Source organism: Aeromonas sp. ASNIH2 (assembly GCF_002934795.1).
In the GTDB taxonomy this organism is placed as follows: Bacteria; Pseudomonadota; Gammaproteobacteria; order Enterobacterales; family Aeromonadaceae; genus Aeromonas; species Aeromonas caviae.
In genome coordinates this window covers 4,179,326-4,191,976 of the sequence record NZ_CP026406.1, presented here as the reverse complement: position 1 = coordinate 4,191,976, position 12,651 = coordinate 4,179,326, and the positions used below count along the sequence as shown (strand labels likewise).

The window sequence follows — 12,651 nt, the reverse complement described above, 5'->3', positions numbered from 1 at the left end:
GTGGGCAAGACCGGAGAGTTTCTGGGGCATATCCGGTCTTTTGGGCTGTAGCTGAGTTTGCCAGGAGTTGTGCAAAGTCGCGTCGATGCCGACGAGGTGACTGGTCGTCACGCCGACGCGATCGTCGGTAACTTTCACACCAGAAGAGAATAATCCATTTCAGACGGCATGGATGTCGTAACCAGATAGGTCATCTATGCGGTGAAGGAACATTTCGTGAATTCCCTACCACACCTCACTCATATGAAAGAATGGTTAAGGACACTAAAGCGCGAATTCAACTTCGAAGTGCGACACTCGCCTATGCCGCCTGACAGTACTCTTCGAATACCTTGACAGGCTGCCTGAATCCGAGACATTTCCGAGGTCGTAGGTTGAGCCACTGCTCCGCTCTCCTGACATCCTCGTCCGTGACCTCTCTCAGGTCTGTTCCCTTTGGGATAAACTGCCTCAACAGCCCATTGCTGTTCTCGTTCAGACCGCGCTCCCACGAAGAGTAAGGGTGCGCAAAGTAAGTCTCGGCACCCAGCGCTTCCTCTATCGCCTTGTGTTCGGCAAACTCGCCGCCGTTGTCAAAGGTGATGGTATGCACCTGCTCGATGTAGGGCGTTAACATCTCGATTATCGCATCCCGCACCACCCCAGCCTGTTTGCTCGCGACCCGCTTGACCAGATAGAGCCGGCTCTTGCGCTCCACCAGGGTGACCAGTGCACCTGTGCCTTGCTTGCCCAGCACCGTGTCCGCCTCCCAATCACCGAGCCGCTCCCGGCTATCGACGATAGCCGGCCGTTCATCAATAGAGCGGGCTTCCTTGATGGGAGAACGCAGGCTGCTCGCCCCCTTGCGGTAGCGCTTGTGGCCCTGGCGCAGATGGCGGTACAACTGGCCACCCCGGGCTTTGTCGGCGGCCACATGGCGGTATATCCACTCGTGACTCACCATGAGGCCTATCTGCTTGCCCACCGCGCTTATCTGCTCCGGGCTCCACCACCAGGCGAGTGTCAGCTCGACAAACTGGATGACATCGGCAGATAGCCGAGATTTGGCCGCACTGGCCCGTCGGTGGGTGGCGTGCTGATGCGCATTGTCTGGCTGGTAGCCCTGCGGCCCGGCGTTACGACGCAGCTCCCGGTAGAGGGTGGAGCGATGAACGCCAATGGCGCGTGCGGTGGCAAGGATGGACATCCCCTGTGCGCGAAGCACCGATAACTGGTATCGTTGCCCCTCGGTCAACTGCTGATAGCTCATGGTGATACTGCTTTTACTTTGGCGAGCATAAGGGTACCACCAATCAGCAGTTGGCCACCTCTCGCCATTCATCCATGAGTGTCGCACTTATTATCTGAATTCCCGAAGTGATGGATGACGTAAAAAACAAGTTTAATAATAGACCTTTATCTCAAAAAGAGGTAAATTTTGACTTTCAGTTATGTTTGGATAGGTAGTATGGAAGAGCGTCACCATAGTTATGTAATTAAAACTGTTACTGAAATTGGCCGCGGTGGTTTTGGTTTTGTGGAAAAGGTAGAATTATACACGGCCAGTGGAAATAAATGTGGTGATTATGCTAAAAAAGTTTTATGTCCTGCAGACGGGGTGAGTAAAGAAGAATTTCATCGGCGCTTTCAACGCGAAGTTGTATATCAGGCTCGATGTGTGCACCCCAATATAGCTCCAGTATACCTCCATAACCTTCATCAAGACAGCCCTTGGTTTGTGATGGATTTAGCTATTAGCGACTTAAGTTCTGACCTAGCATCTGGAAAGCTTGATAACTCCCAAAAAATGAGAATCGCTGAGATGCTCCTGTCAGGAGTGCATTATATGCATACTACGCGAGGAGAAGAATATAATCGAAAACCTTGTTACTTGCATCGAGACCTGAAACCATCAAATATTCTTAATTTCGGAAATGGCATATACAAAATATCTGATTTTGGTTTAGTGAAAAATGCTGACAAGGACAATCCAGCATCAGAGATTCTCACGAAAGTAGCTACAAAAATGGGGACTGGTAAATATATGGCGCCAGAGATTGAAGCTGCTGGTGTATACTCTGTGCAAACTGATATATTTGCATTGGGGGTGATTATTGACGAAATGAATTTTGATAATATAGCCGGTATTCGTGACCTAGTTGATAAGTGTACTGCATGGCGACCAGCGAATCGTTTTAATTCAGTTGAAGAGATTACTCAGGAGCTGGCATCTATTAAAAAAAGGAATAAAATATGATATCAATGCTTTCTTGTGGTCTTTTCTCTTATGCAAAGACATCATCGCGAACAAATCAAGATACCGTTCTTGCGCCTCACTTTGTCAAACAGGGCTATTTGTTGGCGATTGCAGATGGTGTTGGGTCTTATCCTGGTGCTGAACATGCGTCTAGAGGCGCCGTTCAAAGTTTATTGCAGGGGATTGATGCAGGCCATATTGGCAATCTAGATTTTTTATTCACATCCATTAAAAATGCTGTGTCTGAGTTATCCGAAAAAAATGCTCTTTATCGTGAAGCAGCAACAACTCTGACGTTTGCTTATATAAATTCATTTGGTCTCCATATCGGCCATATCGGTGACTGTCGTTTATATATAAATTCAGATTCTAGATTGGAACAACTGACTAGAGATCACACCCAGCACCAAATTTTGCTAGACCAAAACCTCTATAGCAAGAAAGAGTTAAAAAAGCTAGGTGGTAAAAACACATTAACATCAGCTATCTCTAAAGATATACCACTTAATTTTCAAAGCAAATTCATACCTATGGAGGATTTGGTGCGGGATAGTGATGAAATAAATATTTATATTATGTCTGATGGAGCCCATCATCATTGGGACCTGCGCCCGCGTTTTGCAGATAGCACAATTAAAAACCCAAACAGCTTCACTACTAGCCTTTATAAAAGAATTATTCGTAATGGCCCTGTAGATGATTATTCATTGGTCGTTGCAAAGTTCAAGGTTGACTCTAAATCTAATGGGAAATCCAATTGATTTTTGAAAAATCAGTCATTACAAATAAACTTTATGAGTGTTCTAACAACTTAAGGGTATAGCTATATAATATAGTTTAAAAACCCCAAAAAAACAATAGAGATTTTTTAGCAGCAACCGTATGAATTTTTAAACGATATATAAGTTCAATGCCACGCAGCCACGCAGCCACGCAGCATTGAAATTTACTGTTAAGGCTTAAGCCAATCTCGGTCGGGGCGAGCTAATAGACGTGCATTGTTATATGCCATGCTGAGGGTTAAACAAGTCGCAGCACGATAGTATGCCCCCATATCCTCCACCACGATAGCTAAGCTCGCCTCATTAGGCTTACCAAGACACAGCGGAAGCATTAACTGTACGCGTCCTTTATAATAATGAGGTATCGCAGTCTTATAATTTCTTCTAACACGCTCAATCGCATTAGATATTGCACCTTTCAGATAAACCTGTAATTCATAATCACTCAGATTTTTATACGGTTCTGGAAAGCGGGATTTATTATCAGAAATGATATGCTCTATGTTGGTTCTAACCTCTTTTCTAAAATCAAAAACCAATGATGATGGATCATTAAAATAATGAGCCATTTCAGGCAAACGAGAAAAACCATTTAATGAAGCCGAACCCTTCCTTTCCCATGAATTAAAATACCAATTTTGCTTGGCATTTTGATTCCTATTCACAGTACAGTATGAATATATTTCCTCTTGATTTAACGTCACTAATCCAGTATTAAATGTCAGTAACTGTCCATCATCTGAGAGTTCAATTTTGTCCTCCTCTCTAAGTCGCTGATATGTATATTGTAAATAGTTAAACAATATTGGCTTACTACTTGATTCATCAGCTTGATTGTAGTTCCAATTTTCAACTTCAGCAAGAAAAGCAAGTTCATCAAGCTTCTCCTCTAAAGTCGGGATATAAACCAAATCAAACAACCTTTCAGGAAATGCCACCTTATGGACCTCATAAAATACATTTATAGTTTACATTTGTATCAATTTTCTTATCAAACGAATTTTGAATTACTGTCAACTAAAAAAACCAACATTGAGCTAACAACTTAGGATCGTTTCAAAGCATATATCATAAACCTATCTGCTCGCCAACCGCATGCATGTTGTTACATGCTCAATAGCCTGCTCAATTACAAACAACGGATATTTTGTTTTAAATCGATCACCAGATAAACACTTCTGACAATCCGCTCGAGTCTCAAGACGGATTTTTTCACACCACGCCCATAGATCTTCAATTGGCAATGCAATATCCCGTGCAACAATAAAATCTGATAGTAAGTACATATCAATGCTATCAATGCTTTGCTCTATCAAGTTAACTCGATTCTCGATAACGTTGACTTTTTTCTCTAACTCTTCACGTTTCTCAATTTCTCTTGCCAAAATAGAAACGTTCTGCTGCAACAATGCCACCATGGTACTTAACTCAGAAGCGCCCTCTTTCGGGGGGGGATAAATACCATATTTTCGGATGGATGGTAGTACATCTTCAAAAATCCAATCTTGGAATCGAACAGATGCTTCACTATCATCAATGGTTACGATTCGATATAGCCCAGCCTCTGTTATATAGAACTCGTAGTCGAAGCCATATTCATTTTTCCCAGACAAAGGGATAATATATTTTTCTTTCTCTTTCAACACTGAAGAAAGTTTACTTAAAAGACCACCGAATCCAGACTTAACACCTGTGTTGTATGAAATATTTTCATTGTCTTTTGCCAAGACTCGAACCACATCAGGGAAGCGAAATAAAATTTTACCATCCCGATCCATTGTCTTTATTGGTTCACCACCGTTAGTTGCAGGGTATATTATGTCAAATTTTTTCTCGTCCACACAACACTCCATATTAAGTCTCTATAGCCGATTTTTATCGACAGCATACTATATGTCTTCATTGGAAACCATGATGCCGTAAAAAAACCGCATTTTAAATACATATTAAAACTATGTTCATCCAGAACATCAGGCCCTGAGCTAACCGCTCAGGGCCTTTTTCATATCCACGATCCAAAGGACAGAACATGTTTATCCACCAAATTTTACGTAAACAAGTCGCCGCGATCAGTATCAAGCCAATGAGAGACGGCAGTATCGATTTCACGGTAAAGGGCAGCACCAAGGGAGCAATCAAAGGCGCTATCACCGGAGCTGGCGTCGGTGCCAAAGGCGGTATCCCAGGAGCCGTCGCAGGCACCATCATCGGCGGCACTATCGGCTACATCACTGGGCCAGCAGACTGAGGGAGATAGCCATGGATGAGTTCATTCAAGAAGGGAAATACGCATCCCACGAAACGCTCAAGGGGTACGCCTACAGCTGGCAGACGTTGAGCTTGTTGATGCAAGAGGTCATCACAAACGGTATGTATGTTCCTGAGTTCCTGCCAGAGGAAAATCAGCCTGTGCTGCTGGTCGTGATCAAAGAGGCGACCGTGCTCAAGGCCAAGTCCCTGCACAGCGAAGCGCCCGAAGTATTGATCTCGATAGCATCCCACACTGGTGAGTCAGTCCGGGATGACGACAACGGTTACTACGCTGACTACTGGCGGCTAGCGGCGGGAACTATCAAGCTGATCGACTGTGCTGAAGATGCCGTGTTCTGGCTGCCTCTCCCAGCTGTCGAAGCATGGGAGGCATATCGCTTCTCTGGCTATGGCTCACCGTTTGATGCCTTGTCTGCCCCACTTCCTGTATTCCAGCATCTGGCCTTCGATCTCAAACCAGATCAAACCTCGCCTGATTTGGGCACCACTATCTACCTGAAATCCACTATCTGACTATCTCGAAGGATGCTAAGCATGAACACCAAAACCGATAAGCAAGCAGCCAAACAGCAAGTAAATACGACTGCTACAGCCAAGTTTGATGGCATACAAGTATCACCAGCCAAAGTGGTCTTGGTCAGTGGCGTAGCCACCCTGCTCTCGCCAGGCTCAACTACCACCGTGGGCTATGAGATTGGCCATGAACCCGAACAGGATGAACTGTTGATCCGTCTGACCGGTAGCAGCGGTGGAGGTCTCTGTTCCAAGGAGTGGTTCGGTCTGGCACAAGTCGTCGTTCTGCTAAACGAGCAACAGCCGGATAAGGCATTTACCTCCGGCCTGTTCAAGGTGATCTGGCACTTCAAAGGCAGCAGCAATAACGCGGGGTTCTTGGCTGCTGTGCTGCGCCATCTGGAGTTGACCAAGGCAGCACCGGACGTCCGGTTCGGCCATCTGATCACGGGCAAGCATACCGAGTGGTTCGATAGCCTGAAGGCCAAACTCCCAGAAGCGACCAACGCAGCCCAGTAACCGTTCCAGCCTCCTACTCTCCCCTACCCCTTTACTCAACCTCAACGAGAACCAAGATATGAAACCTACCCTCGTTATCACGGGCTTGCCTGTGAGGATAAGTCACGACCTGCAAACGCTACTGGAGCAGGCCATCAGCTCGGCGCTGGAGGATTTCCCTGATGAAATCCCAGATGGTCCAACACCAGCAGCCCTGACCCTCAACTATCGAGACCCAGACTACAGTGCCACCACAGGTGGTTATCACCCTGTCGAGATCCGCCTAGAACGCTGGGATGACGGCTGGCATCTGTGCTATGTCACTGACTTTGCCTATGTGGGCCAAGGCTGGTGCACTGAGTTGGCCAAAGAGTTGGATTTCGATTTCAGCATGGGTGAGTACACCCACTCGTTGATGGGGAAAATGTCACTGGCAGAGGTGCATGAGTGGTTTGAGCTCTGGCAGCTTAACTTTTGCTGCTATGCCCAGATGGATGTATTCACCCTGACGGTGACACCTGACTGATCCAGTTCAGGCAAGAAACTCAAAAAGTCGCGTCGGTGGCGACGAAGCGTCGGGAACCGTTTAGGTCAATTCGTCAGCACGTCGCCACCGACAGCAAATTTCTACGCTTGACGAATTTTCCCGCCCAGAAGACCGGATATCGACCGGAAGTTGGCCAAGCCCTGTTCCACCTCTGGCCTGAGACCAGCATTAGGCTCAGCCAATCCCCAATCTCATCTCGGCAGCACAAGGAATTGACATCCCTGTGCTGTTTTTTCTTGGGCAGACCAGCCCTATCCCACTTATCAAATGACAGGAGACAGACGATGGCAAATGCTCCCTCCCGATTTCGCTTCACTCAAAAAGCCATTGAGGCGCTACCACCGAACCCACCCCATGCCAGGTCAACTGAAGCCGAATACAGCGACACCCTGATCCCAGGCTTTAAATGTCTGGTAGGCAAAGGGGAAGGTTCCAAGAAATTCCTGCTTCGTTATCTCTGGCAAGGACGTAAACGGGCTATATCCATAGGTCGCTTTCCCGATGTTGACCTGAACACGGCCAGAGAGATCGCCACAGACTATAAACGGCTGCTTTCGCAGGGCATCGATCCCAAGCAGCAGAAGGAAGATAAGCGGCAGGAACTCACCCTGACCGAGTTGTTTGAACAGCATTACTTCCCCTATGCCATGCACCACAAACGATCATGGCGGGATGATGCACAACGCTTTCGTGACCACCTAAAGCCAGCCTTGGGATCACGGTTACTCTCGGAAATAAAACTGGAACAGGGCCAGGCCCTGCAAACCAACTTGCTGAGCAAGGTAAAGCCAGCCACCAACAACCGGATCACCACTTTGCTTAAAGCGATCCTGACTTGGAGCGTTCGAATGGGTTATCTGGAGCAACACCCAATGAGACATCTCAAGAGCCTGACCGAGAACAACCAACGCACCCGCTATCTGGACAAAGGGGAGATCAGACGGCTGTTTATGGCTGCGGATATCGATGAAAACCGTTATGCCGGTCAGTACGTCAAACTGCTGTTGCTGACAGGGCTGCGTAAGGACGAGTTGAGGCTGGCCAAGTGGGGACACCTCGATCAATCCCAGCTGACCCTGTTCATCCCCCACACCAAGAATGGTAAAAGCCGGATCCTCCACCTCAACCATATGGCCATGCAGATCCTCAAGGAGACACACCCTATCGAAGGAAATCCCTATCTGTTTCCAGGACAGAAACAGGGCCAGCCGCTGAACAACGTCACCAGACCATTTAACCGAATGCTTAAGCGAGCAAGGATTGAAGGACCAGTCTGTATCCATACTTGCCGCCACTCCGTTGCAGCCTTGATAGTCTCCAGTGGCGGAACCTTGTATGACGTGCAAGCCCAGTTGGGCCATGCCAGCAGCCAGACTAGCCAACGATATGCCCACCTGCACGCCAGCAGGCTGAGGCACACCAGTACCCAAGTGGCCAACTGTGTGGAACAGGCGTTGATACCTAGCAACACAGCCCACTCAGCCCTACCCCAACTCAGCCAAAACGGAGGAATTTAGGAAAAAATGCCGACGGTCGTGACGAGCTGACGGACAAACTCGACGCCTCGACGCGACCGTCGGCATAGTGTCAAAACGCTTCATGCAACAAGAAAAACCACCAGTTGAGTTACCCTAATCGACGAAAAATCCCTTGATTTATAACACCATACTTAGGTAAGGTCTCACACGTAGACGTTTTATATGATTTGAGCAGTGGCGTTTACAGGCACTTGCCGTCCCTTCTAGATCGCGCTTAGCGTTGTAGGGACTCCAGTGTTGCACCGTACATCAAAAATCAACCTTTTGATTAACCTATTTGCTTTGCGGCAAAGGTTTGTGCAGCTCTGGATGATACCCGATGACCTACAGACGTAACGCAGTTCCCCATCCCCTAGATTTACCGTCAACTCAATCAGACATCTGCGATAGTACCGTGGTGCCTGCACATTCATCCATGTGCTTTCCAGTTACCCCTACAGTAGATAACAACTCGCCCGCCGCTATATCAACTCTGCTTATCCAAAATCCTGCACGTCGTGAAAATTCCGGCTCGACACGCCCTGTCGGGCGCTTACGCGACACTAGGACACCTTTGACAACGATGCTTCCTTGGATGGCAGAACACGACACCCTAGCCCAACGCCTCGGCGTGATCCTGACCAAGCTCAATAACGGGCAACAACTGGTGATCTCCGAACTGGCCACCGAGTTCAATGTCTCGGCTCGCACGGTCCAGCGAGACCTGAATGTCAGACTGGCTTATCTGCCACTGGAGCGTGAGGGACAAACCTATTGGCTCGACCCATCCTATTTCGGCAGAGCATCGACTCCTGCCATCCTTCGTCTGTGCAAGCAACTCGGGGCCAAAGCATTGTTCCCGGATGATCACGAAAGTCTGATCAAGCTCTGGCTCAACCCTGCATCGACGCCTGTATTCGTCCTTGCAGGCTTTCAACTCGATGAAGATGACAGTCATCACCAATGGCTAAAGCCACTTGCCAAGGCCATCAGCCAACAGCTCAAAGTCAGGCTGTCATGGGTCGGTGAGCAAGCAGAGCAAGAGATTGAGCCATACCGCTTGGTCAATAAGCGGGGCCGCTGGTACTTGGCAGGGGTAACGGCGGATACGCCATTTATCGAACCCTTGTCGAGTATCGCCAACCTTCAGCAGATAGAAACGCCAGCAACGATCAGCGAGTCACAGCAGCAACTTCTTCAACACCTCATCGAGCAAGAGGCCATCCCCACTCACGAAGTCGTGATCAAGGCAGCTTCGCCTATCGCCCACGAATTCAAGCTCAGGAACATCCTTCCCGAGCAGGCTCTTATCAGAGAGCTGGAGGACGGCAGCATCTTGCTGGCAAGCCGCGTTTTTAGTGGTTCTCAATTGTTGCCTGTGATAAAAACCTACATTCCCTACTTAGAGGTAGTTTCCCCTAAAGGTATACAGCAATTGGTAAAACGTGACCTCAAAGCCCTACTTAGCCGGATGTGAGCAGATTTTTTCACGCCAATTAATTCACTTCCCGACACCAGCTGTCGGGGGCAATCACCACTATAGATAGCCTAACAAGCAAGGAGAAAAATCATCATGGAGTCCCCTACGATAACTAAACAATCCGACCTTATTTTACGCAGTCATGACGATTATGAAGTTGTCTTCGAACACATTGCTGCCCACCTACAAGCAGAGGGCGGCACCATCAAGGTTGCTGACCGAGCCAAGGGGATACTGGAAGCATCTTGGAAGTACGGTATCAATCCGTTCGGGTTGCGCGTTACCGTGAATTTCAGCTCGCCAGAAGAAGGGATTGTTGAGATATCACTGACAGGCTCTTTCGCTGATGCCATAGATACTTTCGGTACGGCCAAGAAGAAAGCCAAAACGATCGCAGAAGTTATCACATCCCCTATCAATAGGACAATATGGCCGTTACACGAAGAAAAGACTACAGATCACGTCCCTATGCCAATCGAGATACCGATAAATACGCAACAGATTAATATAACGGAACCCACAGACCATAACAATGTATCGGTGGCACAACTGAAATCACTATCAAACGCGAAATTCCTTAAATGGTTCCTGTTGTTGAACGGGGGGCTGGTTATTGGCCTTGTGTGGACAGGCCCCGGCGCACTAGCTATACCATTTTTAGGTTTTGCTGGTGCATTGCTTTCGCTGATGTTTTGTAAATGGTTGGCTAAACGGGCACATGGAGTCAAAGTTATTGACCATCGTTATCCAGCGTCAAACGAGGAGAAACATTTATATGAAATGGTCGCTGAGCTGGCAACACGTGCAGGGCTGGACTGTGTACCCGAGGTTGGTGTTTATGACAGTCCAGATATAAATGCATTCGCTACAGGCTCCTCCCCCAGTAATGCACTTGTTGCCTTTAGCTCCAGCCTTTTGAATAAAATGGATCGAGAACAGATACAGGCTGTCGCAGCGCATGAAATTGCTCATATAGCCAACCGAGACATGTTAGGGACTGTTCTTTTACAGGGAGTTATCAATAGCATTGTTTTAATTGCATATTCCGGCCGATCATGAACACCAATTCCGATTCAACGTGAACACCATTTCCGGACCAATGTGAACGCTCATTCCGGTTCAACCTGAACACTTCGCCCCTCCTTTCCGGAAACAGTGTTCAACATCCCGGAATCACTGTTCACATTCACCGGAATCATCCTTAACGCATTGATTTAACAACCTTTGATACGCTCTCCCTTTTGCCAGGGAAGAGCCTATGTCTGCCAAGAGGATTGCAATGCGTAAAATTCGTGAAGTGCTGCGACTGCGGCTGGAAGCTGACCTCTCTGTTCGCCAAATCAGTATCTGTACCAAGGTCAGTGTCGGCTCCATCCAGAAACTCCTCAAAAGTGCCCAGGCGCTCGGCCTTACCTGGCCCTTACCTACCGAGCTTGATGATGGCCGACTGGCTGCCCTGTTCTATCCGCAGGCCGATACCACCATCTCGGCCCGCCATGTTGTGCCGGATTGGCCCTCTGTCCATCAGGAGCTCAAGCGCAAGGGGGTCTCCAAACAGCTGCTCTGGGAGGAGTACACCCAGCGCTATCCCAATAGCTGTTACAGCTACTCCCAGTTCTGTGACCGTTACAAGTCCTGGTGTCAGTTGCAAAAGCGCTCCATGCGCCAGATCCACAAGGCGGGGGAAAAGCTCTTTATCGACTACTGCGGGCCCACGGTGCCCATCGTGTCGCCGACTACGGGTGAGGTCCGTCAGGCACAAGTCTTTGTCGCCGTGCTCGGTGCGTCCAACTACACCTTTGCCGAGGCCACCTGGTCCCAGTCACTGCCGGACTGGCTGCAAAGCCATGTCCGTGCCTTTGAGTTTTTCGGCGGGACACCGGTACTGCTGATCCCCGACAACCTCAAGAGCGGTGTCAGCAAGGCTTGCCGATACGATCCCGAGCTCAACCCCAGCTACCAGCAGTTGGCCGAGCACTATCAGGTGGCGGTGATGCCAGCTCGCCCTTACAAGCCTAAGGACAAAGCCAAGGCCGAGGTGGGTGTGCAGATCGTCGAGCGCTGGATCCTGGCTCGTCTACGCCATCAGACCTTCTTCTCGCTTGCCGAGCTAAACCAGTGCATCCGGGCTTTGTTGAATGAGCTCAACGAGCGCCCGTTCAAGCAGCTGCCCGGTAACCGACGCGAGGCGTTTGAGCAGTTGGACCGCCCGGCACTGGGGTCACTACCGGTGCATCCCTATCGCTATGTCGCCATCAAAACGGTCAAGGTCAACATCGACTATCACGTCAGCTATGAGCAGCACCATTACTCGGTGCCGCACCAGTATGTGGGTCAGCAACTGGAGCTCCATGCGGGCGATACCCTGCTTCAGGTCTATCACCAGCAACAGCTGGTCGCGAGCCATCCGCGTAAAACCATCCCGGGGATGAGCACACTCCCTGAGCACATGCCGGAACGTCACAGCAAGCAGCAACGCTGGACGCCAGGGCGTCTTAAGCAGTGGGCTGCCGACATCGGACCGGGCACCTTGTGCTGGGTTAGCGAACGGCAGGCAGAGAAAGCCCATGCCGAGCAGGCATACCGACTCTGCCTGGGACTGCTGAGTCTTAGCCGGGAGTATCCGCCATCACGAGTCGAAGCCTGTTGCCAGCTGGCCAACCGGGAAGGACTGGTGCGGCTCAAGCAGCTCAAGTCGGTGCTGACCAGTGGCCGCGACCAACTGCCCGCAAGTCCGCTCAGTTATCCAGAACTGCCGCAAGAGCACGAGAACATCCGCGGCCCCCAGAGCTTCCACTAACGAGGAA

The 12,651-nt window shown here is 49.1% G+C and carries 13 protein-coding genes; 10 read left to right on the top strand and 3 right to left on the bottom strand.

Annotation, left to right across the window (positions count from 1 at the left end):
• Nucleotides 1-301: 301 nt before the first annotated feature.
• A complete protein-coding gene (locus tag C3F36_RS20075) occupies nt 302-1,249 on the bottom strand; it encodes an IS30-like element ISAs2 family transposase (protein WP_104454191.1) in 948 nt (315 codons plus the stop codon).
• A 198-nt stretch (nt 1,250-1,447) separates the two neighbouring features.
• Between C3F36_RS20075 and C3F36_RS20070 the strand changes: the two genes are divergently transcribed.
• Both C3F36_RS20070 and C3F36_RS20065 read left to right on the top strand, forming a co-directional pair.
• On the top strand, nt 1,448-2,236 hold the full coding sequence (locus tag C3F36_RS20070) for a serine/threonine-protein kinase (RefSeq protein ID WP_104455772.1): 789 nt from the start codon (nt 1,448-1,450) through the stop codon (nt 2,234-2,236).
• Complete coding sequence (locus C3F36_RS20065; RefSeq protein WP_104455771.1) at nt 2,233-2,997, top strand: PP2C family protein-serine/threonine phosphatase; 765 nt, start codon at nt 2,233-2,235, stop codon at nt 2,995-2,997. Before C3F36_RS20070 ends, C3F36_RS20065 begins: the two co-directional genes overlap by 4 nt.
• A gap of 191 nt (nt 2,998-3,188) precedes the next feature.
• On the opposite strand, the gene C3F36_RS20060 is transcribed toward C3F36_RS20065, so the two are convergent.
• Entirely contained in the window at nt 3,189-3,956 is a 768-nt protein-coding gene (locus C3F36_RS20060; protein WP_158656172.1) for a DUF3825 domain-containing protein, read from the bottom strand.
• A gap of 138 nt (nt 3,957-4,094) precedes the next feature.
• On the bottom strand, nt 4,095-4,859 hold the full coding sequence (locus C3F36_RS20055; protein WP_158656171.1) for a BRO family protein: 765 nt from the start codon (nt 4,857-4,859) through the stop codon (nt 4,095-4,097).
• 188 nt (nt 4,860-5,047) lie between these two features.
• Here C3F36_RS20055 and C3F36_RS20050 point away from each other — a divergent pair, with 188 nt between their 5' ends.
• The 8 genes from C3F36_RS20050 (at nt 5,048) to istA (ending at nt 12,644) form a co-directional block, all read left to right on the top strand.
• On the top strand, nt 5,048-5,266 hold the full coding sequence (locus C3F36_RS20050) for a hypothetical protein (protein ID WP_069528337.1): 219 nt from the start codon (nt 5,048-5,050) through the stop codon (nt 5,264-5,266).
• Nucleotides 5,267-5,277: 11 nt separating this feature from the next.
• On the top strand, nt 5,278-5,802 hold the full coding sequence (locus C3F36_RS20045; RefSeq protein WP_104455768.1) for a hypothetical protein: 525 nt from the start codon (nt 5,278-5,280) through the stop codon (nt 5,800-5,802).
• A 21-nt stretch (nt 5,803-5,823) separates the two neighbouring features.
• Nucleotides 5,824-6,321, top strand: coding sequence for a hypothetical protein (locus tag C3F36_RS20040; RefSeq protein WP_042657613.1), 498 nt, complete (start codon nt 5,824-5,826; stop codon nt 6,319-6,321).
• A gap of 58 nt (nt 6,322-6,379) precedes the next feature.
• Nucleotides 6,380-6,826: a DUF2787 family protein gene (locus C3F36_RS20035; RefSeq protein ID WP_104455767.1), complete on the top strand. Its 447-nt coding sequence runs from the start codon at nt 6,380-6,382 to the stop codon at nt 6,824-6,826.
• A 305-nt stretch (nt 6,827-7,131) separates the two neighbouring features.
• Nucleotides 7,132-8,364 carry a tyrosine-type recombinase/integrase gene (locus C3F36_RS20030; protein WP_104455766.1) on the top strand — a complete coding sequence of 411 codons (1,233 nt, stop codon included), beginning with the start codon at nt 7,132-7,134 and terminating at the stop codon, nt 8,362-8,364.
• Between the two features lie 595 nt (nt 8,365-8,959).
• A complete protein-coding gene (locus tag C3F36_RS20025) occupies nt 8,960-9,841 on the top strand; it encodes a helix-turn-helix transcriptional regulator (protein ID WP_158656169.1) in 882 nt (293 codons plus the stop codon).
• A 96-nt stretch (nt 9,842-9,937) separates the two neighbouring features.
• Nucleotides 9,938-10,903, top strand: a complete 966-nt coding sequence (locus C3F36_RS20020; protein ID WP_104455764.1) for a M48 family metalloprotease — start codon at nt 9,938-9,940, stop codon at nt 10,901-10,903.
• A gap of 199 nt (nt 10,904-11,102) precedes the next feature.
• Nucleotides 11,103-12,644, top strand: a complete 1,542-nt coding sequence (istA, locus tag C3F36_RS20015) for an IS21-like element ISAs29 family transposase (protein WP_104455763.1) — start codon at nt 11,103-11,105, stop codon at nt 12,642-12,644.
• The last annotated feature ends 7 nt before the right edge of the window (nt 12,645-12,651 follow it).